Annotated in this window: 23 protein-coding genes; 19 read left to right on the top strand and 4 right to left on the bottom strand. The window is 39.0% G+C overall.

Features of this window, described 5'->3' with window-relative positions; genetic code table 11:
* The first annotated feature begins 261 nt into the window (after positions 1 to 261).
* The 11 genes from CEQ21_RS08235 to CEQ21_RS08185 all read left to right on the top strand — a co-directional run bounded on the left by CEQ21_RS08235 (position 262) and on the right by CEQ21_RS08185 (position 11,535).
* Positions 262 to 1,599, top strand: coding sequence for an ABC transporter substrate-binding protein (locus tag CEQ21_RS08235; protein WP_419181610.1), 1,338 nt, complete (start codon positions 262 to 264; stop codon positions 1,597 to 1,599).
* 59 nt (positions 1,600 to 1,658) lie between these two features.
* Entirely contained in the window at positions 1,659 to 2,606 is a 948-nt protein-coding gene (locus tag CEQ21_RS08230) for a carbohydrate ABC transporter permease (RefSeq protein ID WP_185764192.1), read from the top strand.
* A gap of 13 nt (positions 2,607 to 2,619) precedes the next feature.
* Positions 2,620 to 3,456 carry a carbohydrate ABC transporter permease gene (locus tag CEQ21_RS08225; protein ID WP_185764191.1) on the top strand — a complete coding sequence of 279 codons (837 nt, stop codon included), beginning with the start codon at positions 2,620 to 2,622 and terminating at the stop codon, positions 3,454 to 3,456.
* 20 nt (positions 3,457 to 3,476) lie between these two features.
* Positions 3,477 to 4,739 (top strand): arabinan endo-1,5-alpha-L-arabinosidase, encoded by a 1,263-nt coding sequence (locus CEQ21_RS08220; RefSeq protein ID WP_213087339.1) that lies wholly within the window; start codon positions 3,477 to 3,479, stop codon positions 4,737 to 4,739.
* A gap of 3 nt (positions 4,740 to 4,742) precedes the next feature.
* Positions 4,743 to 5,381: a YesL family protein gene (locus CEQ21_RS08215; RefSeq protein ID WP_185764190.1), complete on the top strand. Its 639-nt coding sequence runs from the start codon at positions 4,743 to 4,745 to the stop codon at positions 5,379 to 5,381.
* 9 nt (positions 5,382 to 5,390) lie between these two features.
* Positions 5,391 to 6,362 carry a glycoside hydrolase family 43 protein gene (locus CEQ21_RS08210; protein WP_213087338.1) on the top strand — a complete coding sequence of 324 codons (972 nt, stop codon included), beginning with the start codon at positions 5,391 to 5,393 and terminating at the stop codon, positions 6,360 to 6,362.
* Between the two features lie 293 nt (positions 6,363 to 6,655).
* A complete protein-coding gene (locus CEQ21_RS08205; protein WP_185764188.1) occupies positions 6,656 to 7,636 on the top strand; it encodes an aldo/keto reductase in 981 nt (326 codons plus the stop codon).
* A gap of 201 nt (positions 7,637 to 7,837) precedes the next feature.
* Positions 7,838 to 9,352: a glycine betaine uptake BCCT transporter gene (locus CEQ21_RS08200; protein ID WP_185764187.1), complete on the top strand. Its 1,515-nt coding sequence runs from the start codon at positions 7,838 to 7,840 to the stop codon at positions 9,350 to 9,352.
* Between the two features lie 88 nt (positions 9,353 to 9,440).
* The gene (truA, locus tag CEQ21_RS08195; protein WP_185764186.1) at positions 9,441 to 10,178 is read left to right on the top strand and encodes a tRNA pseudouridine(38-40) synthase TruA; all 738 of its coding nucleotides are present in this window, start codon (positions 9,441 to 9,443) and stop codon (positions 10,176 to 10,178) included.
* A 181-nt stretch (positions 10,179 to 10,359) separates the two neighbouring features.
* Positions 10,360 to 10,605 carry a YuzB family protein gene (locus tag CEQ21_RS08190; protein WP_185764185.1) on the top strand — a complete coding sequence of 82 codons (246 nt, stop codon included), beginning with the start codon at positions 10,360 to 10,362 and terminating at the stop codon, positions 10,603 to 10,605.
* A gap of 42 nt (positions 10,606 to 10,647) precedes the next feature.
* Positions 10,648 to 11,535, top strand: a complete 888-nt coding sequence (locus tag CEQ21_RS08185; RefSeq protein ID WP_185764184.1) for a pirin family protein — start codon at positions 10,648 to 10,650, stop codon at positions 11,533 to 11,535.
* A gap of 37 nt (positions 11,536 to 11,572) precedes the next feature.
* On the opposite strand, the gene CEQ21_RS08180 is transcribed toward CEQ21_RS08185, so the two are convergent.
* A complete protein-coding gene (locus tag CEQ21_RS08180) occupies positions 11,573 to 12,196 on the bottom strand; it encodes a helix-turn-helix transcriptional regulator (protein ID WP_185764183.1) in 624 nt (207 codons plus the stop codon).
* Between the two features lie 244 nt (positions 12,197 to 12,440).
* Between CEQ21_RS08180 and CEQ21_RS08175 the strand changes: the two genes are divergently transcribed.
* Both CEQ21_RS08175 and CEQ21_RS08170 read left to right on the top strand, forming a co-directional pair.
* The gene (locus CEQ21_RS08175) at positions 12,441 to 13,061 is read left to right on the top strand and encodes a superoxide dismutase (RefSeq protein ID WP_185764182.1); all 621 of its coding nucleotides are present in this window, start codon (positions 12,441 to 12,443) and stop codon (positions 13,059 to 13,061) included.
* Positions 13,062 to 13,123: 62 nt separating this feature from the next.
* Positions 13,124 to 13,657, top strand: coding sequence for an NADPH-dependent FMN reductase (locus CEQ21_RS08170; RefSeq protein WP_185764181.1), 534 nt, complete (start codon positions 13,124 to 13,126; stop codon positions 13,655 to 13,657).
* A gap of 47 nt (positions 13,658 to 13,704) precedes the next feature.
* Here CEQ21_RS08170 and CEQ21_RS08165 read toward each other — a convergent pair whose 3' ends face one another.
* Positions 13,705 to 14,664 carry a ribose-phosphate diphosphokinase gene (locus tag CEQ21_RS08165; RefSeq protein WP_185764180.1) on the bottom strand — a complete coding sequence of 320 codons (960 nt, stop codon included), beginning with the start codon at positions 14,662 to 14,664 and terminating at the stop codon, positions 13,705 to 13,707.
* A 199-nt stretch (positions 14,665 to 14,863) separates the two neighbouring features.
* Here CEQ21_RS08165 and CEQ21_RS08160 point away from each other — a divergent pair, with 199 nt between their 5' ends.
* The 4 genes from CEQ21_RS08160 to CEQ21_RS08145 all read left to right on the top strand — a co-directional run bounded on the left by CEQ21_RS08160 (position 14,864) and on the right by CEQ21_RS08145 (position 19,921).
* Positions 14,864 to 15,547, top strand: a complete 684-nt coding sequence (locus CEQ21_RS08160; RefSeq protein ID WP_185764179.1) for a response regulator transcription factor — start codon at positions 14,864 to 14,866, stop codon at positions 15,545 to 15,547.
* On the top strand, positions 15,548 to 16,564 hold the full coding sequence (locus tag CEQ21_RS08155) for a sensor histidine kinase (protein ID WP_185764178.1): 1,017 nt from the start codon (positions 15,548 to 15,550) through the stop codon (positions 16,562 to 16,564). It begins immediately after the preceding gene.
* An 82-nt stretch (positions 16,565 to 16,646) separates the two neighbouring features.
* Entirely contained in the window at positions 16,647 to 17,330 is a 684-nt protein-coding gene (locus CEQ21_RS08150; protein ID WP_185764177.1) for an ABC transporter ATP-binding protein, read from the top strand.
* Positions 17,327 to 19,921, top strand: coding sequence for an ABC transporter permease (locus CEQ21_RS08145; protein WP_185764176.1), 2,595 nt, complete (start codon positions 17,327 to 17,329; stop codon positions 19,919 to 19,921). Before CEQ21_RS08150 ends, CEQ21_RS08145 begins: the two co-directional genes overlap by 4 nt.
* Before the next feature lie 53 nt (positions 19,922 to 19,974).
* Here the strand turns inward: CEQ21_RS08145 and CEQ21_RS08140 are convergent, their stop codons facing one another.
* Complete coding sequence (locus CEQ21_RS08140) at positions 19,975 to 20,577, bottom strand: YflT domain-containing protein (protein ID WP_185764175.1); 603 nt, start codon at positions 20,575 to 20,577, stop codon at positions 19,975 to 19,977.
* Positions 20,578 to 20,815: 238 nt separating this feature from the next.
* Positions 20,816 to 21,085, bottom strand: coding sequence for an excalibur calcium-binding domain-containing protein (locus CEQ21_RS08135; RefSeq protein ID WP_185764174.1), 270 nt, complete (start codon positions 21,083 to 21,085; stop codon positions 20,816 to 20,818).
* Positions 21,086 to 21,357: 272 nt separating this feature from the next.
* Between CEQ21_RS08135 and CEQ21_RS08130 the strand changes: the two genes are divergently transcribed.
* Together CEQ21_RS08130 and CEQ21_RS08125 are read left to right on the top strand one after the other, a co-directional pair.
* The gene (locus CEQ21_RS08130) at positions 21,358 to 22,272 is read left to right on the top strand and encodes a LysR family transcriptional regulator (protein WP_185764173.1); all 915 of its coding nucleotides are present in this window, start codon (positions 21,358 to 21,360) and stop codon (positions 22,270 to 22,272) included.
* A 110-nt stretch (positions 22,273 to 22,382) separates the two neighbouring features.
* Positions 22,383 to 23,498, top strand: coding sequence for a 5-methyltetrahydropteroyltriglutamate--homocysteine S-methyltransferase (locus tag CEQ21_RS08125; protein ID WP_185764172.1), 1,116 nt, complete (start codon positions 22,383 to 22,385; stop codon positions 23,496 to 23,498).
* Positions 23,499 to 23,555 lie beyond the last annotated feature (57 nt).

Here is a 23,555-nt window from a genome sequence, read left to right as displayed (position 1 = left end):
TTTTTAACGCAAAGCATTTGTTGTGCCTTGTCGGTACTGTTTGTCGGATGCACGCTTACTGCTATATGAACAACAAATCGATAATAAACGGCATGAAAATGTGTTTGTGTTAAGGGAGATATCCAACAAAGTCTTCCGCTACTTTCTTTTCATTTATAAAAACCTTTTAAAAGGTATAAAAGCAATTATTTTTAAAGCTTAGGGATTTGCAGGGGAATTCACTTTTACATGGCAGTACAAAAAAATAATTAGGGGAGAGTACTGATTATGAAGAAACTAAATTTATTGCTGTCTATTTTGTTAGTTGCAAGTATGGTTTTATTAGGTGCATGTTCAAGCAAAAGCAGCGGGAATAGCGATGAGAAAGAAATTACTTTTATGTTTAGAGGCGGCGAAGATGAAAAAACGGCTTATACTGCAGCTATCAAAAAATTCGAAGAGCAGCATGAAGGTGTGAAAGTAAAAATCATCAATACAGATGCTGACCAATACTCTACTAAACTATCTGCAGCTGTATCTGGCGGCAATGTGCCTGATGTGTTCTATCTTGATTCAGGAAGCATTGCAAACTATGTAGATAATGGAATTATCAGAGACATTACCGAGGATGTACAGAAAGCAGATTTTGATTTGAACAGCTTATGGCAGTTTGGTGTCGACATCTACCGCTATGATGGTGAAACATCAGGTAAAGGGGCGCTTTACGGATTACCGAAGGATGTTGGTCCTTTTGCTTTAGGATATAACAAAGATATGTTTAAAGAAGCAGGCATTCCAGTTCCGGATAAAGATAAAGCGTATACATGGGATGAATTCCTGAAAGTGAGTCAAGACTTAACTCAAGATACAGACGGTGACGGAGAAGTTGATCAATGGGCAAGTGGATTTAACGCAACATGGTCATTGCAGTCATTCGCATACAGCAATGGTGCTTCCTTCCTGAATGAAGCAGGCGATAAAGTTACTGTAGATACACCTGAATTTGCCAAGTCTCTACAATTCTTCTCTGATTTGTCAAACAAATATAATACAACGCCGAATGCATCACAAGCAGAAACATTGGATACTTACCAAAGATGGATGAATGGCGAGCTTGCTTTCTTCCCAGTAGGTCCTTGGGATATGAGCACATACGCAAAGCTTGATTTCGAATATGACTTAATGCCATGGCCATCAGGCGATGCTGGTAAATCAGTTGCTTATGTTGGTTCATTAGGACTTGTTGTATCTGAAATGACTCAATATCCTGAATTGGCAACAGAGCTTGCTATCTACTTATCAGCTGATGAAGAAGCACAGCAAACATTGCTTGATGCACAGGTTCAAATTCCTAACCTTGTAGATATGGCTGAGGAATGGGCTTCTGATACTGAATCAGTGCCAAGCAACAAACAAGAGTTCCTTGATATCGTCCAAGATTATGGTGCTCCTTATCCAACATTTGCAACTTATAACTCTCAATGGCTAGATGAGTTCTGGACAAATATTACTCCAGTTGTTCAAGGCAAAAAGACAGCAGAGGAATACTTGAAAGAGATCCAGCCGAAAATGCAAAAGCTGTTAGATGAAGCGAACGAACAAGCTAAAATGTCAAAATAATAGATTAATAGGCATCTGTGGCAAGTCACAGATGCCTATTGCTAAAAGGGGTGAAAAGCATGTCTGGCATTAATCCGGTTGTCGGCGCTAAAGATGTTAAGCCGACAAAACCAAAAAAGCAAAAATCCAGCTCGTTATATAAACAGGAACATCGAGTCGCTTTTTTATTCGTACTCGCTCCTGTTATAGGTTTCCTACTGTTTTCTGTTTATCCGTTTGCCTACTCCATTTACGCTTCTTTCACAGATTGGAATGGGCTAAACCGTATGAATTTCATCGGGTTAGATAACTTTGTCAAACTGTTCCAAGATCCGTACTTCTACCAAACGCTCTTTAATACGGTCTTCTATATGATTGGGATACCAATTGGTCTTGGTTTGGCACTGCTGTTAGCGATTGCTTTAAACAGGGGATTGCGCGGCACTACTTTCTTCAGAACGGTTTATTACATACCTGTTATTTCTTCCCTTGCCGCCATATCCATCATGTGGGCTTGGGCATACAATGGCGATTTCGGGTTAGTGAACCAAGTGTTAGAGGTCTTCGGTATTCAAGGGCCAAACTGGCTTGAGAATAAGGCAACGGTCAAGCCGGCGATTATTTTGATGGCTGTATGGAAAGGCCTAGGATATTCCATGCTGTTGTATTTGGCCGCGATTCAAAGTGTTTCGAAGTCTTTTTACGAAGCAGCAGATTTAGATGGAGCTAACTCATTCCAGAAATTCTTGAACATTACCTGGCCGATGGTGAAGCCAGTTACATTTTTCTTAGTTATCACAAACATTATCGGTGGCTTCCAAATTTTCACCGAAATCAATATCATGACTCCAACTGGCGGCCCTGAATACAGTGCAGCATCCATCGTATGGTATGTATGGCAAAAGGCCTTTAAATATTACCAAATGGGTTACGGTTCTGCCATGTCATTGATCTTGTTCGTCTTTATTTTCATCGTGACAGTCATTCAATTCTACTTAAACAGAAAATCAGATTATAGCTTGGATTAGGAGGTGTGCAGTAATGAAAAAGCAAAAAAGAATTACGGATATCATCGTGTATGTAATCCTCTCGCTTGGTTCAATCTTGATGATTGGTCCGCTGCTTTGGATGATTTCTACTTCATTAAAGGATAAAACAGGCGTGTTTGCTTTACCGCCGCAGTGGATACCAGATCCGTTCCAGTTTGATGCCTATACAAAGCTGTTTCAGCTGGACACTTTAGGATATGGGATAAAAAATACGATTATTGTTTCGTTGTCAGTAACAATTATTGGAACAATAACATCAAGTATGGCTGCATTTGCATTTGCAAAGCTGAGAATGCCATTTAAGGATGGGATTTTCTTAATCCTGTTGGCGTCTATCATGATTCCATACCCGATTATCATGATTCCGCAGTTCGTAATGTTTTCAAAAATTGGCTGGGTCGATACGCTTCTTCCGCTTATCGTGCCAGGGTTATTCGGTAATATTACAATGATCTTCTTCCTGCGCCAATATTTGGCGAATGTACCTTACTCACTTATTGAAGCAGCGAAGGTGGATGGAGCGGGATACTTGCAAATTTTCTTCAAGTTGATTTTCCCGGTCATTCGTCCTGCTGTTGCAGCACAATTTATCCTGTGGTTTATGGGTGTTTGGAATGATTATTTGGCGCCATTAATTTATTTGAACAGCCCAGAGAAGCAAACATTACAGGTTGTTATCGCCAATCTTAAAGCAACCTATGCAATCCAGACAGATTATCCGTTAATCATGGCTGGATCAGTTGTATCCTTGCTGCCTGTACTGATTGTATTCCTCATATTCCAAAAGCAAATTATCGAGTCAGTTGCTTTATCTGGTGTAAAAGGATAAAGGTTAAGGAGGCTTATTAGGTGAAGGAGAATACAAAAAGATGGTTTGACAAGGTTCAAGCCTATCAATGGGGCACACATGGAGCCCATGATCCAACTATTGTAAAGGAAGACGGCGTCTATTATATGTTCGCGACAGATACCTTTTTTGAGGGCAAACCTACGCAAGGTGTGCCGATCAGGAAATCGGCTGATCTTGTCCACTGGGAGTTTGCCGGGACTGCGTTGGCAGGGATTCCAACAGAAGCGGGTACATGGGCGAATGCAGGCGGTTTATGGGCGCCGGAGGTTATTTATTATAACGACAAATATTATATGTATTATTCTGCTTCAACCTTTGGAAGCACAGTGTCATGCATAGGTCTTGCAACTGCTGAGCATCTAACAGGGCCATGGAGTGATCAAGGCATCGTTATTAAAACAAATCCAGACCTAGCCAAACATAATGCGATTGATGCCAATATTATTGCAGATAAGGATGGGAGGTACTGGATGTGCTATGGCTCCTTCTTTGGCGGCATTTATATTGTCGAGTTGAATATGGAGACAGGGCGGTTAAAAAATGACCAAGATTATGGCACACTTCTCGCAAAGCGTCCAAAGTCTGTTGATACAGCCATTGAAGGTGCTTTTATCTATTATCATGAAGAATTGGATTATTACTATTTGTTCACCTCTTATGATAGTTTGAATGACAGCTATAATGTGAGGGTCGCAAGGTCAAAGGAAATAACAGGACCTTATGTCGACATGAATGGAAACAGCATGCTAGAAACAGACACAAAGCCGGACTCTATTGGTGTTAAGCTTGTTGGCAGCTATCAATTCAACGAGGATATTAGCTGGATCGGCCCTGGTCATAACTCTATATTTACGGAGGGCAAGAAAAATTACATGGTGCACCATGTGCGGATTGAAGAGCGTTCTCCTTATCATTTTGCGTTTATTCGCGAGATGTTTTGGTTGAATAACGGCTGGCCTGTTGTTTCTCCTGAGCATTATGAAAAGCTGGATGCAAATTCCTTGTCAGACAAAGATTTGCTGGGGCAATGGGAAATCATCGCATTTGATGATACAACCTCGATTAAGGAAAGTGAGTTTTTTAACCTAAACGAAAGTAACTTGAAAGAGTTCGAGTCGGTGGGAGACCATCAATATCTTCATAAAAAAAGCGGTACGACATTTATAATTTTCGCATGCAAAAACTGGAAAGAAGATAAACAAGGAATTGGGTTCTCCGGATTAACTCCAAACGGAAACACAATTTTTGGAAAGAGGGTTTAGTATATGGCGTGGTCAAATAAAATCATGATTTATCTGGATAAAGCGGTAAATATCATTTACTTGAATCTGCTTTGGGTTGCTGGTGTTGTGCTCGGCCTTGGCTTTTTTGGAGTGTTTCCTGCGACTTATGCATTATTCCATTTGCAAAAAGAGGAAGCATATAAAGCGGATTATCCGTCCTATCTGCAAATCGCCAAAAGCTTTTTCACTGCATATAAGAAAGGCTTTATGAAAATGAATGGCTTAGCCCTCATTTATGGAGCGATTCTGTATGTGCTGTGGATTGATATGCAGCTTGTCAAACAAATGGCGATAGGTCTGGCAGTGCTCTATTATCCGCTCCTTTTTATCATGATTTATGTTTTGGCTGCAATCGTTTATACATTCCCTGTTGCCATACATACGGAAGGTACGTTTAAGCAAAAAGCGAAATTAGTGTTGGCATTGCCGCTGCTTATGCCAGTTCAGAGTATTTTCAGTCTGCTGTTTTTCTTAGTACTGCTTGCAGCAGCTTATAAATTCAGCATTATTCTTCCGCTATGCTTCATTAGCATCTATATCATCTGCATTGAAAGATTTATCTCAGGTGAACTAATGAAAAAAGGAGCTATTAAAGAGGAAATAATCAAAGAAAACATGTAAAGGGAGATAATGACGATGATTGAAACAACATCTAAATATAATAATCCAATAGTTTTACAACGTGCAGATCCATGGGTTTATAAGCATACTGACGGCTATTATTATTTCACAGGCTCCGTACCTGGTTATCAGGAAATCGAAGTAAGAAGAGCCAAAAGTTTAAATGACCTTGAAAACAGTGAAAAGGCGACCGTTTGGAGAGCGCATGCGGAAGGTTCACAAAGTCAGCTAATCTGGGCACCAGAAATTCACTTCGTGCAAGGCAAATGGTATATTTACTTTGCTGCTGCACCAAGCAGTCATCCGAAAAATCATATTTTCCAGCATCGTATGTTTGCAATTGAATGTGGAGCTGAAAATCCGCTCACAGGTAAATGGGAGGAAAAAGGGCAAGTGAGGACTCAACAGGAAAGCTTCTGTCTTGATGCTACCGTGTTTGAGCATAACGATAAGCTTTACTATGTATGGGCACAAAAGGAGCCTGCGATTCCTGGTAACTCAAACCTGTATCTTTCTGAAATGGAAAACCCTTGGACATTAAAAGGCAAGCAGCTGTTGCTGACAATCCCTGAATATGGGTGGGAGAAAATCGGTTTTCTCGTAAATGAAGGTCCAGCTGTTATCATTCGCAATAATAAAATTTTCATTACTTATTCTGCAAGTGCAACTGACGGAAATTATTGTATGGGTCTGCTTTGGGCAGATACAGAGGCTGACCTTTTGGATGGTTACTCGTGGACTAAATCGAAAGAGCCTGTTTTCAAAAGTGCTCCGGAAAACGGCCAATTTGGTCCAGGACACAACAGCTTTACGGTAAGTGAAGACGGTCAAGAAGATGTACTTATCTATCATGCTCGTCCATATACAGAAATGGATGGAGATCCGCTTGATAATCCGGATCGTCATGCCCGTGCACAAGTATTTACATGGGATGAGAGTGGTTTTCCTGTATTTGGAAAACCGATTGCTAATAATGCTTAAAGGTTTGCGAAAAGACAACTAGAGACTTCTAGTTGTCTTTTGCCTAGTATCTTGTGAATCGATTACAAGAAATTGCATAAAAATAGCACCAGCTCCACCTGCGCTAGGTACCGATGATGACCACGGATGTCATCCAACCTAAAAACAGTATAATTGAAAACGGTTACAAAGTCAAATGAGTAGTTATAAGTCAATGGAAAATAATTCAATGGATGAAAAAGCCAAATGCTTTGTCCAAATGAAGGAATAGGACTATACTTATTCTTGAATCCTGGAAAGAAGGTGGACATATTTTGGAATACGTTAAATTAGGAAATACAGGCATGGATGTTTCAAGACTTTGTCTCGGCTGTATGAGCTTTGGAGTTCCAGAAAGAGGCAATCACAGCTGGGTGTTAAATGAGGAAGAGAGCCGCCCGATTATTAAGAGAGCTCTAGAGCTTGGTATCAACTTTTTGGATACAGCTAATGTATATTCTGATGGAACGAGTGAAGAAATTGTTGGGAGAGCATTAAAGGATTTTGCTGCCCGCGATGAAATAGTTCTAGCGACAAAAGTGCATGGGCGAATGCATCAAGGTCCGAATGGCGCTGGTTTATCTCGCAAAGCGATCATGAGCGAAATCGACAACAGTCTTAAAAGACTAGGTACTGATTATGTCGACCTTTACCAAATACACCGCTGGGATTATGACACACCAATTGAAGAAACAATGGAGGCGCTGCATGATATTGTCAAAGCAGGGAAGGCCAGATATATCGGGGCTTCATCCATGTATGCGTGGCAATTTCTGAAGGCACAGCATATCGCCGAGAAAAACGGCTGGACAAAATTTATTACTATGCAAAACCATCTTAATTTATTATATAGAGAAGAAGAGCGCGAGATGATTCCACTATGCAAAGAAGAAAAAATCGGCGTTATACCATGGAGTCCATTAGCGAGAGGCAAATTAACGCGCAACTGGGAAGAGACAACGGCCCGTTCTGAAACAGATGAGTTTGGGAAGACACTTTATACCCAAACAGCGGCTGCTGACAAAATGATTGTAGAACGAGTAGCGCAGATTGCTGAAATGCACGGTGTATCACGAGCACAAATCGCACTCGCTTGGGTATTGCAAAAAGAGACAGTCGCATCTCCAATTATTGGATCAACTAAAATGTCTCATTTAGAGGATGCAGTTGCAGCACTCGCAGTAACATTATCACAGGAAGAAATTTTGCATCTGGAAGAACCGTATATTCCTCATCCTGTTTTAGGATTTAAATAAAATAACGAAGAAACCATTCATGAGGATGGTTTCTTTTTTTTGCATAAGGGATATGAAATGCCAATAATAAGAACATACTAACACTACCTTTAAAAGACAGTCTTGCTTGATTAGTTTACTTAAAGCAGGGAAAGGGTAAAGAGGAAGGCTGATTTCTTTTGAAAAAGGCATAAAGGGATAAGTTAGGAGTAATTCATTTTTATGAAAAAAGTTTCAATAGTATTTTATATTTCGACAGCAATATTGCTGCTTCTAGTTCTAGTTGGGATTCTAGCACCAGCTTTTCTGGAGAATGTAACAAGGATGGTTCAGAGCTTTATTACGAACAGTTTTGGCTGGTATTATTTAATCATTGTGTCATTTTTCCTTGTTGTATGTATCTACTTATTGTTCAGTCCAGCCGGGCGTATCAAGCTTGGCAAACAGGATGATAAACCTGAATTTTCACGAATATCCTGGCTTGCGATGCTTTTTAGTGCAGGTATGGGCATTGGATTGGTGTTTTATGGTACAGCAGAGCCGATAAGTCATTATGCGATAAGCTCGCCAACGGGAGAAGTTGGAACAGAGCAAGGCATGAAGGATGCGATGAGATATACTTTTTTCCATTGGGGCATACATGCATGGGCTATTTATGGGCTTGTTGCCCTTTGTTTAGCATACTTTACTTTTCGTAAAGGCAATGTTTCGTTAATTAGTGCCACTTTAAAACCTGTTATCGGCAAAAGAGCAGAAGGAATTACAGGTAAAGCGGTCGATACGATTGCTGTTATTGCAACTGTACTTGGTGTTGCCACAACGCTTGGATTTGGAGCAGTGCAAATTAACGGAGGACTGTCTTTTGTTTATGGTGTACCAACAAATATCACAACACAGTTTATTATTATTTGTATTGTTACGGCATTATTTATTTATTCAGCCTTGAGCGGGCTTGGTAAAGGAATCCAAATCTTGAGTAATGCCAATATGATTTTAGCAGGAATCTTGTTATTACTGTTATTTATCATTGGTCCAACATTATTCAACTTAAATCTATTTACAGATACACTTGGATCTTATTTGCAAAATATCGTAAATATGAGCTTCCGTATTGCGCCGCTCAACGAAGAAAAACGGACATGGATTAACAATTGGACGATTTTTTATTGGGCTTGGTGGATTGCATGGTCACCATTTGTTGGTGTATTTATCGCAAGGATATCAAGAGGCAGAACGATAAAAGAGTTTGTTGCATTTGTATTATTCATCCCAGCAGTGATTGGATTTTTATGGTTTTCGGTATTTGGCGGAACTGCAATGCAGTTGGAGAGTAATCATATGGGCATGATTTCAGGATTAGCGACAGAAGAATCATTATTCGGAGTATTGGAGAATTTTCCACTCAGCACTACGTTATCCATACTGGCAATCATCCTTATCGGCGTGTTTTTTATTACATCTGCTGATTCAGGAACCTTTGTCCTTGCCATGATGACAACGAACGGATCGCTCAATCCAAGCAATCGCCTCAAGGTGATTTGGGGAGTCCTGCTCGCTGCAATGGCGCTTGTGCTTCTGTATTCAGGCGGACTGCAGGCACTGCAAAATACGATGATAATTGCTGCATTGCCGTTTTCCATTGTAATTGCTATTATGGCTGTCAGTTTGTTGAAGTCAGTCAATCAGGAAGTGAAGGAATTTAGACTCGCAAATCTAAGGAATAATAAGCAATCCTAAATATTGGGATTGCTCTTTTTAAAATAAAAAGTTGTACTTCCTGCCAAGACAAGCTACACTTTAGAAAGTGACTGAAAAGGAGTACAACATGACAAATTATAAAATGACGATTGAATATGATGGTGGAAGATATAAAGGGTGGCAGCGTCTCGGTAATGGGGACAGCTCTATCCAAGGAAAGCTAGAAAATGTTTTGACAGAGATGGCTGGTGAAGAAATTCAAATTATCGGCTGCAGCAGAACAGATGCCGGCGTGCATGCCATTGAGCAAGTAGCTAATGTGAAATTAAACGTAAAACTCAATGAGTTAGAAATAAAAGATTATTTAAACAAGTATTTGCCGAATGATATTAGTGTTATAAAGGTGGAAGAAGTGCCTGAACGCTTCCATGCCCGCTATAATGCGAAAGAAAAAACATATTTGTATAAAATATGGAACGAGAAGCATACGAATCCATTTATGCGCAAGTACAGCATGCATGTTGATGAAAAGCTTGATGTTGCCAAAATGAAGGAAGCGGCTAAGCATTTTCTTGGAAGCCATGACTTTACAGCCTATTCAAATGCGAAAAGCAAAAAGAAATCAATGGTTCGTGAAATCTACTCCATAACAATAGAAAAAGAAGACGGCTTTATCCATATAAGAGTAAAAGGCGACGGCTTCTTATACAATATGGTCAGAAAAATTATCGGAACATTAATAGAAGTAGGCTTGAAAAAAATCCAGCCACAACATATTCCTGCCATTATTCAATCAAAAGAAAGAGTCCAAACAGGACCAATGGCAGAAGCAGGCGGTTTATATTTAGAAAAAGTTAAATTATAGAAGGTAGAAGGAAGCTGACTTAATGGGCAGCTTCCTTTTTATTATGAAATTATACAAGCATAATAATTGCTTTTCAAAACAGATTGGAGTAATGTTATTTTCGTTAATTATACTATTTGGTATAAAAAGTACTCATATCATTTTTTATAGATGTAACAAATTAGAGGGGGAATATCAGCAAATGGGGATTGTAGTTGTCGAAATATGTGATGGCAGTCTCATTACTTCCATAGCATTAGCGGAAATTCTTGAATCAGAATACCCGGAAGTAGCCGTAATTGAAAACAGCTGTCTTTCCTTTTGTGGCATGTGTGCTAAAAGACCTTTTGCCATTGTTAATGGAAAAAGAATCTTTGCAAAAACTGCAGACGAATGTGTCACATTAATTAAAAATCAGATTGAAGCAGAATTGGCATTGTATGCGTAATACTGATTTAATTGCATATAGTTTGTAAAAGGGGGGGGAGAAATGGAAAAAGAGATAGTAGAGAAACAAGAAAATATCTTTCGAAGAGATGTCAAAAACCATTGGTATGTTCAATATGAAGAAGCGGAGTTCCCTTCCATTCAAAAAGGCTGGGTTCTTCCTGTGGAAGGATGGAAGGATTTTGATCCATTTATATTAATGGCAGAGGATTGGTTCAAAAGGGGAGCATTTTCAGATCATCCACATCGCGGCTTTCAAACGATCACGTATGTTGTCGATGGCAGATTAGAGCATATAGACAATGCAGGCGGCAGAGATATTCTCGAGCCAGGGGATGTGCAATACATGAATGCAGGCTGGGCTGCTAGACACGCAGAGGAAGGGGTAGGCGATGATATTGCTCATACTCTGCAGCTATGGCTGAACCTACCAAAGGATCAAAAACACAGCGACACCATCTATCAAAACATATACAGCGAGAATGCGCCTATCTTCGAGTTTGAAGGAGGAAAGGTAAAGGTGTTCTCAGGTGATATTGCTGGCGTTCACGGTCCGCTAAATTCACTTGTGCCAATCACCTTATCAGAAATAATTTTAAGTGAAGGTACCACGTATAAACATCAATTACCAGAAAATCATAATGCTTTTTTATATGTTTTATCAGGTGATATGGATTTCGGAATTAATAAAGTAAACCTGCAAAAGCATGGTGTAGCGACATTAACCTTTAATGAAAATGGCACAGGTGAAAATCAAAGTACGCTTACGATAAAAGCAAATAAACGTAATTCAAAAGTACTCATTTATTCTGGAGTTCCGATAAAAGAAGAAATAGTGCCTTACGGGCCATTTGTAATGAACACAATGGAAGAAATAAAACAGGCCTTCCGCGATTTTCACCACGGCGAGTTTGGACCGCCTGCTAAATAACAAAAAGGAGCATACGATTATGCTCCTTTTCTCATTCTTAAAACTTAACAAGAAATCTACAATGGCTGCTACCTTCTGTTCGGCAGCATGTTCTGTCAATGCTTTCTGGTTCAAGTACGTCTTTTAGCATATCTGTTTCGCATTTACAGGCAATTTTGAATTCCTTTGCAACTTCAAGTATGGGGCAATTATATTCAATTAATTCATATGTGTTGTCTTCAAGCTGGTTTAGCTCTGCCATATACCCTTTTTCATTTTGGATTGTGACAATTTCTTTCATGCGTTGAGAAGAATCCTTGCTGTCCATTCTTACCCCATATTCATGGATAAGTCTTGCTTCTCTTTTTGCGAATAACCGTTCTACTGAACCCTCTCCATACAAATCCTCAATATCCTGTAAAAAACCAATGCTGATGCCCTCATAGTTTTTGGGGAAATAGGCTTCTGCCTTTTCTGTTAAAGAAAAGACTTGAATGGGTCTACCCATTGATTGCTTGACTTCCTTTGTTTGAATCAGCCCGTCTTTTTCAAGAATAGTAAGATGCTTGCGCACAGCCATATGAGTTATTTCCAAATGCTCGGTTAGATTGCTGACAGTCAATGCTTGTTCTTTTTTGAGCAGATGGAGGATTTTTTCTTTTGTATTTTGCTTTTTTTCCATGTATTAAACCTCCATTATCGTTGGAGTATATAACCTTCATTCTAACAGGAGCTTGGTTATGAATAGTTAATTATACCATAAAGTATAAAATGTTAACATTTATAAGGCTCTCAGCATATCATAGGCAGGAAAAGTGAAAATTGTGGAAAAAAATAATTGCATTATTCTCTTTAGTACGATATCCTTTAAATATACTTTTTATACTAATAAGTATAAATAATACATAATACTGGAGGATTACAAAATGTCAAAATTTGAATTGCCAGCTTTAAACTACGGATTTGCTGCACTTGAGCCTCAAATCGACCAAAACACAATGGAGATTCACCATGGAAAGCATCACCAAACATATGTTAACAATTTGAACGCTGCTCTTGAAGGAAAAGCGGAATTACAAGAAAAATCTCTAGAGGAATTGCTTAGCAATCTTGACGCACTTCCAGAAGCAATCAGAACGGCTGTAAGAAACAACGGAGGCGGACATCTTAACCATACATTATTCTGGGAAGTAATCGCGCCAGCTAAAGAAGACAATGCTCCTGCAGGCGAATTGGCAGAAGCAATTACAGCAGCATTCGGAAGCTTTGATGCATTTAAAACAGCTTTCGCACAAAGCGCAACTACTCGCTTTGGTTCTGGCTGGGCTTGGTTAATTGTTAACGGTGAAGGTAATCTTGAAGTTACTAGCACACCAAACCAAGACAATCCAATTATGGAAGGCAACCATGCAATCCTTGGATTAGACGTATGGGAGCATGCTTATTACTTGAACTACCAAAACAGAAGACCAGATTATATTTCTAGCTTCTTTGAAATCATTAACTGGGATGCTGTTGCAGCAAAATATGCAAGCTTTAAAAAGTAATATTTTTAAGATGTCCTTATATTAAGGGCATCTTTTTCAAATAAGAGAGGGGTTGCTTAAGGATGAAGCTTGTCGGTGTATCTGGTTCGCTTGTCGGTTCAAAAACAGCAAAAGCAGTAAATAAGGTGCTTTCTGCTGCTAAACTAGCTGATGCAGCGATTGAAACAGAGCTAGTTGATCTGAAGGAATATGATGTGGAATTCGTTAAGGGAACGGAATTAAGCAATTATAATGAAGATACGATTAAGGTTGTTGAGACAATACTTGCGGCTGATTTGCTGATTATTGGCAGTCCTGTATATCAAGCCTCCATTCCAGGGGCATTAAAGAATTTGTTTGACCACTTGCCTGTTGACGCATTTCAAGGGAAAGTGACAGGTATTATTATGACAGCGGGTACTGATAAGCACTTCCTTGTAGCAGAGCATCAGCTTAAGCCTATTCTCAGTTACTTAAAGGGACTTATTCCTTCATCGGCTGTTTTTGTTCATAACGATGATTTTAATGAAGATAATGATATTAGCAGTAAGGAAGTAGGAGCTAGAATTAATAATTTGGCAAATGAAATGCTAATATTGCAAAATAGTATATCCTGATAAAAAAGAGATGCGATGGGGAGCCCACTGCATCTCTTTTTTTATTATTATTTAAACAGGACACTGACAGGTTTTTGTTCATAAACGCGGGAAATTGCGTCACTTAACAGTGGAGCAATTGTCAGTTGTGTTATTTTGCTGATTTTTTTCTCTTCTGTGAGAGGGATGCTGTTTGTTACAATCAGTTCCTTAATATGGGATTCTGAAATGTTTTCAATTGCCATTTCTGACAGAACAGGGTGTGTACAGCATGCATAAACTTCTTTTGCACCATTATCAAGAAGAGCTTTTGTTGCAGTTGTGACTCTGTATGCTGTATCAATAATATCATCGATAATAATAGCCGTTTTTCCTTCAATGTTTCCGACAATATTAACTTCTCGTTTTTCACCGATCTCTCTTGAGCCGCGTTTGTCAATGATAGCAATCGGCGCTTTCAGACGATCTGCTAATTCTCGTGCTCTCGTTGTACTGCCGTGGTCTGGTGCTACGACAACAACATCGTTGGCAAAATCCTTTGTCAATAAGTATTGCGCTAATATTGGCATAGCAAGAAGCTGGTCTACTGGAATATTAAAGAAGCCTTGGGTCTGCGGGGCATGAAGATCCATTGTAATAACACGATCTGCACCTGCTTTTTGGATAAGGTTCGCAATTAGTTTAGCTGTAATTGGTTCCCTCGGCTGAGCTTTTCGATCTTGTCGTGCATATGCATAATATGGTATTACAACATTGATACACTTCACAGAAGCTCGTTTTAAAGCATCAATCATAATCAACAGCTCCATAATGCTTTGATTGACAGGCTCACTTGTCGGTTGAATGACAAATACTTCACAGCCGCGGACGCTTTCTTCTATATTGATTTGAATTTCTCCATCACTGAATTTTTTAACCGAACACTTCCCAAGCTCTGTTCCTAAGTTTTCGACAATTTCTTGCGCAAGCTCTGGGTTTGCGTTTAAGGAGAAGACTTTTAATTTAGATCCTTTATATGTATTTGGCATGACGGTTTCCTCCTGTAACAATTGTTATTTCTAGTATGTGTAGCGTTTGCATAAATTTTTGTCTCTATAAAGTATTGTAGGGTACTGAATGTGCCAATGCAACCTATTTAATAACATTATTCCCCTTTGACTTAAAATCAAGCCATCAAATAAGATAGGATATAGATAGGTCTATTTGTGTAAAGGAAGTGAAAGGAAAATGAAAATATTATTAGTGGAAGACGATAAAACGATAGCATCAGGCATTGAGTATAGCCTAAACCAAGAGGAGTATGAAACGATTCTGTGTCATACTGTCCAGACAGCCAAAAGAGCAATATCAGAAAACCTGGCGCAAATCGATTTATGTATCTTTGACTTGTCCTTGCCAGACGGAAACGGTTATGAATTATGTGAATATGTTAAACAGCACTCTGACAAGCCAGTCATTTTTTTGACGGCATTGGATGATGAAGTGAATGTTGTGATGGGCTTGGATATGGGAGCAGATGATTACATAACGAAGCCCTTTCGAGTAAGAGAATTGCTTTCAAGGATTAAATCTGTTTTGCGAAGATACTATAAACAATTGCAAGCAAAACCTGTGATTGAAATTGACAATATAACGATTAATACAGCTGAAGGGAAAGTATATAAAAACGGTGAAGAGGTTTTAGTTACGGCATTAGAGTACAGATTATTTCTTATTTTCGCCAATCATATCGGCCAGGTGCTGACAAGAGCTCAGCTGCTTGAGAGAATCTGGGATGTTGCGGGGGACTTTGTTAATGACAATACATTGACAGTTTATATTAAAAGACTAAGAGAAAAGCTGGAAGATGATCCCCAAAAGCCAACCATTATTAAAACAATTCGAGGCTTAGGCTATAAGGTAGGTGATTAGATGCTTCGCAATCGGGAATTGCGTTTTAACTTATTGATCCTTTCCGTAATCACATTGCTGTCCACTTTGTTTGCATACTTATTTATAACTGCTGCTACTGCTATTTATGTTTTTATTACATGTATGGTGCTTACTAGTGTACAGGTTTTCTTTACATGGTGGCGCTACAGGGAAATCGCTAAGCTGTCTGGTCACTTGCGCCGCATAGCGAACGGTGATTATCAGTTTGATATAAGAGATAATTATGAAGGCGAATTAAGCATTTTAAAAAGCGAGATTTATAAAGTGACGTTGATGCTGTCACAGCATGGGTCTTCCTTGAAAAAGGATAAATTAAAATTGACGGATGCCATTTCCGACATTTCTCATCAGTTAAAGACACCGTTGACCTCGATGATGGTTATGGCAGATTTGTTAAGCGGAAAAAATTTAACCGAAGAAAAAAGACAAGAATTTACGAGGAATATCCGTATTCAACTTGAGCGCATTGAATGGCTTGTATCCTCTTTGTTAAAGCTCTCTAAAATTGATGCTGGTTCCGTTCCGTTCAAAAAGGAAAAGGTTCCTGTCATTCAAGTGATTGAAAAAGCAGCAGAAACAATGCTTATACCAATGGATATAAAACAGCAGTCACTTAAAACAGACGGGGATAAAGACGCTGTCTTTTATGGGGATTTAAAATGGACAGCAGAAGCAATCCTTAATATCTTAAAAAATGGGATAGAGCATACAGCAGAAGGCGGGGAGATTTTCTTTTCCTTTTTTGAAAATGCCTTATTTACGGAAATAAGTATTCGCGACAATGGGAAAGGAATTTCGAAAAAGGATTTGCCGCATATTTTTAAGCGGTTTTATAAAGGCGAAAATGCTGGTGAGGATAGTGTTGGTATTGGCCTTGCGATGGCATACAGCATCATTTCCGCTCAAAACGGTGATATCGAGGTAGTAAGTAAGGAAGGGGAGGGAACTACCTTCCATATAAAATTTTATAAGCAGGCAGTAAACAGCATTAAGTGACTAAATTGTCACTTTTGAGTCACTGATATGTCATTTTAGGCAGATAAACTAGAGATAAATCAAATACAAAAGGGGAACTCAAATGGATATTTTAAGAATTGAAAATCTGTCTAAAGTGTACGGAAAGGGAGATACAGAGGTTAAGGCGTTGGATAATGTATCCTTTACAGTCAAAAAAGGCGAATTCGTCGTTATTATTGGTCCATCTGGCTCAGGTAAATCAACATTGCTGCATTTGCTTGGCGGTGTTGACAGGCCAACAAGTGGAAAGGTCTTAGTGGATGATACAGATATTTACGCACTCGATGAGACAGCCTTGGCAATCTTTAGAAGAAGGCAAATTGGCCTTATTTATCAGTTTTATAATTTGATTCCTATTTTGACTGTAGAAGAAAACATTACATTGCCACTATTGCTTGACCAGCATGAGGTCGACAACAGCAAATTTGAGGATATCGTTCGTGTGCTTGGCTTGAAGAACCGTCTCGGACATTTGCCAAATCAGCTTTCTGGCGGACAACAGCAGCGTGTATCAATAGGACGTGCTCTTATCAGTAATCCAGCTATCGTGCTTGCAGACGAGCCGACAGGTAATCTCGACAGCAAAAACAGTAAGGAAATAATGGAATTATTAAAGATGTTCAATAAAACATTTAATCAAACATTGATTGTAATAACGCATGATGAAAGGATTGCCTTGCAAGCAGACAGAGTCATAGCTATTGAGGATGGCAAGGTTGCAAAGGATGAGGTGATTCGTCCGTGAATATCATCCAAAAGCTTACAATCAGACATTTAAAGGAAAATAAAAGACGTACGATTGTAACTATCATAGGCGTTATTATTTCCACGGCAATGATTATGGCAGTGGCAACACTTGGTGTCTCCTTTCTTGATTTGTCGATAAGACAGTCTATTTCTACTGATGGTGAATGGCATTTGAAATATGAGGATGTCAACCAGGATCAGATTGCGGAAATAGAAAAGGATGATGCGACAAAAGAGCTGTTCTTGTCAAAGGATTTAGGATACTCCGAGATAGAGGATGCCACGAATATATATAAGCCATATATCTTTTATAAGGCATTTAATGAAGCTGGATTTAACGCATTTCATATCAAAATCGACGAAGGGCGTCTTCCTGAAAATCCTGATGAGTTAATTCTTTCAGAAAGTATTGTGGAAGAATATACGTCTTATAAAATTGGTGACAAAATAACGGTAGATATAGGCAAGCGGGTTGATAGTGAAGACACGGAAGGCAAGGAGCTGACACAGCAGCTTAGCGTGGTTACAGATGAAGAAGGAAATCTGAAGGAAGAGCTTGCTAATACTACGGAGAAAACCTTTACTATCGTTGGGATTATGGAGAATCCGACTTGGGCGTATACTTGGGAGCCTGGCTATACAGCATTAGGCTATGTTGATTTCACAACGATTGCACAAAAAGATACAGCAGATGCGGTTGTTGTGCTTAATAAAGTAAATGGCTCTATTTATGAGCATGCAGATGGCCTAGCGAAAAAGGTAAATACTAAAAAAATCACCTATAATGATGAGCTGCTTCGTTATTATGGAGTAACAGATAATGACAGTCTGCGGACAACTCTTTATGGTAGCGGTGCTGTGATAGTAGCTGTTATTATCATTGGTTCTGTCGCACTTATTTATAATGCATTTGCCATAAGCGTGTCAGAGCGGGCAAGACATTTAGGCATGCTTTCAAGTGTTGGTGCAACGAAAAAGCAAAAGCGGAATGCGGTATTTTTTGAAGGAATGGTCATCGGTGCTATCAGTATTCCGATTGGTATTCTAGCAGGAATTGGCGGAATTGGTGCAACCTTTATCTTCCTAAACTCATTTATTGAAGGAGCTTTAGGCGTCTCCGAAAAGCTGGAGCTAGTTGTAACACCATACTCTGTTCTGATTGCAATAGTAGTTTCCGTGTTCACGATTTTTATATCTGCCTTTTTGCCAGCACGCAAGGCATCAAAAATATCGGCAATCGATGCGATCCGCCAAACACAGGATGTGAAGCTTACAGGCAAAGCAGTCAAAACGTCAAAGTTCGTTCGGAAGCTGTTTGGAATAGAAGCAGAAATAGGGCTGAAAAATTTAAAACGCCATAAACGCAGATATCATGCTACTGTTTTTTCATTGATTATCAGCATTGTCTTATTTTTAGCTGTATCCTTTTTTACATCAAATATTAAAAAGTCTTTGGAGTTGTCACAGGAAAATGTCAGCTTTGATATTCAAGTATACGGCTCTGGTTTTATGCAGCCGAGCGATTATATTCCGTTAACAAAGCTTTCGAATGTTGAAAACAGTACGATATTACAAGAATCGTATATGTTAAGTACATGGGTGAAGGAAAGTGCTATTGCAGATGAGCTGAAAGAAATGGTTGCGGATGACAACAGTTTACTTAAGGACGGGAAATTCCAGTATACGGTACATCTTGTCGGTCTTGATGAAGCAAGTTTTCAAGCATATGCAAAAGAAGCAGGTGTTTCGTTAGACAAATTCACTGATGAAAATAACCCGATGGGAATTCTCGTAAACAAAATCTCCTATCAGGATTTCGATACGAAAAAATTTATTGAAACTACTTCAGTCCATGCTAAAAACGGTGATAATTTCGAGCTGCATTACAGCAATGAAGGAGAGGGTGATACCTCAATAAGTAAGGTAGGAATTGCTGGTATTACAACTAAGCTTCCAATCGGTATGAATACAGCGGGAGTTGGCAGCATGGATATTATCGTATCAGACAAGATATTTTCACAGCTGTCCAATAATGCAAAAACAAAGGATTTATTCGATACGTCACTGTATTTGAACAGCTCTGACCCTCTTGCAACCCAAAAGGAACTAGAGGACGTTAAAACCTCTAATATGTATATATACAATGTTTATCAAAATAAGCAGGAAAATGAGCAAATGCTTCTGTTTATGTCTGTGTTCACATACGGATTCATCACTCTTATTTCACTGATTTCCGTTGCAAATATATTCAATACAATTAGCACAAGTATAGCCTTAAGAAAGCGGGAATTTGCGATGCTTCGTTCCGTCGGGATGACACCAAAGGGCTTTAATAAAATGCTGCAATACGAAAGTATGTTTTATGGCTTAAAGGCCCTGCTTTATGGCCTGCCTTTAAGCATCGCAGTTATGGTGCTGCTGTACTTTTCTATAAGACAGACATTTGAGTATGGATTTGCATTACCATGGATGAGCATACTATTTTCAATTATTGCTATCTTTATAATCGTTGGATTAGCGATGATGTATGCAACAGTCAAAATCAAAAAGGAAAATATTATTGATGGATTAAAGCAGGAAAATATCTAAGGAGAAAGCCGGATTTGCTCTAAGCAAACCCGGCTTTCTTTTATAGATGATTACTATTTAGATAAATGTTCATTTCGCGGGAGAGACCTATCAAGCACGACTTCATCTGTTGCCTCTCTATTGTTATTACCTCCAGCTCTTCTTTCCAATATTGGCGTATCAGGAGTATCTTCAAATACAGGATTCCTGCGCTCATAATCCTCATTAGGACCTAAGGAAATATTCATTCCTTCTGCACTGTTTGTCGGATTAACGTCATTTAATGGCCGCATATTTGGATAGTCATTTGCTATGTTAGCAGTTTTTTCATTAACATCTCCGTCAACAGCGAGCAAAAACTTCCCTTCTTCCAGCTCCTCTGAATATTGATCCAGCTCTGCTGCTGGTATGTCTATGTCGGCGGTTTTGTTTTCATTTGCGCCAAATCCAAGGTCCTCCATTGTGAAGTAGCTCTTTAATTTTTCAAAAAAACCAGCAGATTCATTATCTTCCACAGAAGCAATATTTGCATCTGTCCGCGATGCGAGATAATCCGTGTCTGTTCTGTTCGTCACAACAGAAAAATCCTCTGTTTCATAGCCTTTTGCAGTCAATCTTTCAATGGCTTCCATTGTCTCTTGGGGAGTCTCGTAAACAGCTACTATACTTTTTGCCATGTTCATTCAACCTCCTTGACTAATTCAAAATGATATTCTTAGCTAGTTTTTTCCCGTTTTGTGGAGCTTTAAACAGAAATAATAGATTTGCTAAAATAAGGAAGGTGGAATGTGTTTAATGTTCATCTGTTTCCTTGTATGGTTTTATCATGCCAACAACTTGAATCTAATACTTTTAAGTGGTTATAGATGTAAAAAAACCAGAACTACGGAAGATAAGTTCTGGTTTCTGGTCTATTTATTTTTCGCAAGCAATTAAATCTTTATCGCGATCGCTTTTTTTGTTGGCGTCATAAAGAGCTTTAGATACGTACGGCTTGTATTTTGTTTTTCCGCCTTTGTTTTTCACATTTGCAGCGCGGGCTACTCCGCCTTTGTATTTTTTATTTAGCTCTGTGCAGTTTTTGTATTTAACTACTTTTGTAGCAGCCTCTGTATTATGAACTGTGCCAAGTGTGAAGCTAAATAGCAGGCCTGTTGCCAAAGTGGCTTTAATAATTGTTTTCATATGATTCTCCTTTCATTCTTGATGATTTTCTACTTTTTTAATATCGCTAGAATAAGAGCTTTTTTTAGCAGAAATCGGAATATTTTACAAATATTTTTCCAATCCCAATTTATAGTATCTTAATCCCCTTATACAAGCAATAAAAATATGATATTATGTAAAAAATTGAATAACAGGGGATGGACAGCTACCTATTAATTAACTTTATAAATGGTATAAATAAGAGTTAGGCAGCAATTATACATAACTAATAGAAAACAGGAGGTACTTTTATGACACTCCAGCAATTGAAGTATGTGGTGGAAATAGTTTTATGCGGCTCTATTAATGAGGCGGCAAGGCGTTTATATATGTCACAGCCGAGCTTGTCTAAGGCAGTTAAGGAACTGGAAAAGGAGATGGGCTTTGAGATTTTTTTACGGACGTCAAAGGGAATCACGTTATCAAAGAACGGTGCTGAATTTCTCGGATATGCCCGCCAAGTTGTGGAGCAGGCGGAGCTGCTTGAACGCAGGTATTTTGACAGTGCGCCTTCCCAACAGCTTTTCTCTGTATCGACACAGCATTATGCATTTGCTGTTAACGCATTTGTCGAAATGATCAAACAGCATGGAGCAGACGAATATCAATTTACTTTGCGGGAAACACGAACATATGAAATCATTGAGGATGTTAAAAACTTCCGCAGTGAAATTGGTATCCTTTATGTCAGTTCGTTTAATGAAAAGGTTATGCTGCAAATGCTCGAACAGGAAGGACTTGATTTCCATTCTTTGTTTGAAGCGGGTCCGCATATTTTTGTAAGTGCCCAAAATCCTCTGGCGAAAAGATCGTCAGTAACACTTGGGGATTTGGAAGCATATCCACGACTGTCATTTGAGCAGGGGGAGTTTAATTCCTTTTATTATGCGGAGGAAATATTCAGTACCATTCCACGCAAAAAATCAATCCAAGTGAGTGACCGTGCTACTCTATTCAATCTGCTGATCGGGTTGAATGGGTACACCATTTCAACAGGGATTTTAAGCTCGGATTTAAATGGATCTGACATTGTCTCTGTTCCGTTAGCCGAAGAGGAAACGATTTCAGTTGGGTGGATTGTGCACAAAAAAACCAGATTAAGCAGGATTGCCAACCTTTATTTAGAAGAGCTTAAAAGATTTGTCGATTATTATGCTACTAAGTGATATAGCTTTTAGTTATAACGGACAATTACTTTTATCAGTTACTCTATACCCTTTTAATTATGCTAATATACAGACAATATAGGAACGACAAAGGGAAAGAGGGAATATAGATGCAAACGATTGATAAATCATCACAGAAAACAGCACCATTTCGCGCAGACCAAGTAGGAAGCTTATTGAGATCTGAGGCAATTAAGAAGGCGCGTTTGCAAAGAGCAGCTGACGAAATTACTGCAGAGCAATTAAAAACTATAGAAAATGAAGAGATTGCTAGAATTGTAGAAAAGCAAAAGGAAGTTGGCCTTCAAGCTGTCACAGATGGCGAATTCCGCAGAGCATGGTGGCATTTTGATTTTCTTGAAGACCTGCAAGGTGTAACAGGCTATCAAACTGGATCAGGTATTCAATTCCAGCAAAAGCAAACAAAATCACGTGCTATTAAGGTTACGGACAAGCTTGGGTTTGACAAGCACCCATTCCTTGAGGATTTTAAATTTCTTCAAGCTGCAGCTGGTGACCATACAGCAAAATTAACGATTCCAAGTCCAAGTATGCTTCATTTCCGCGGTGAAGTTGACAAGGCTGTGTATCCAGACCAAGATGAGTTTTTCGCAGATCTTGCACAAACATACAAAAAGGGCCTTCAAGCGTTTTATGATGCAGGCTGCCGTTATGTGCAACTTGATGACACATCATGGGCATACCTATGTTCAGAAGAACAAAAGGAACAGCTGCGTGCAAAAGGAATGGATCCTGACTACTTAAGCAGAAAATATTTAGAAACGTTAAATGAAGCAGTTTCAGATCGTCCAGATGATTTTAAAGTAACGATGCATATATGCCGAGGAAATTTCCGCTCTACATGGATTTCTTCAGGTGGTTATGAGCCGGTTGCTGAAAAGCTGTTTGGTCATTTAAATATTGATGGCTTCTTCCTCGAATATGATAATGATCGTTCAGGTGGTTTTGAACCGCTTCGTTTCGTTAACAGACCAGATTTAAACATCGTACTTGGATTAATTACATCTAAATTCGGTGAACTAGAGGATAAAGATGTTATTAAACGTCGTATTGAAGAAGCATCACGTTATGTTGACCTAAATCAATTGTGCTTAAGCCCGCAGTGCGGCTTTGCATCAACTGAGGAAGGCAACCTGCTGACAGAAGAGCAGCAATGGGATAAGCTTCGCCATGTTGTTGAAATTTCAAATGCTGTTTGGAAATAATGCTTTATGAAGCTGACTGACTGAAAAATTTTCAGTCAGTTTTTTTGTGGCTTGAGC

It is taken from the genome of Niallia circulans (assembly GCF_007273535.1).
In the GTDB taxonomy this organism is placed as follows: Bacteria; Bacillota; Bacilli; order Bacillales; family Cytobacillaceae; genus Niallia; species Niallia circulans_B.
Note: the sequence above shows the minus strand (reverse complement) of the source record. Positions and strands in the feature narration are given on the sequence as shown.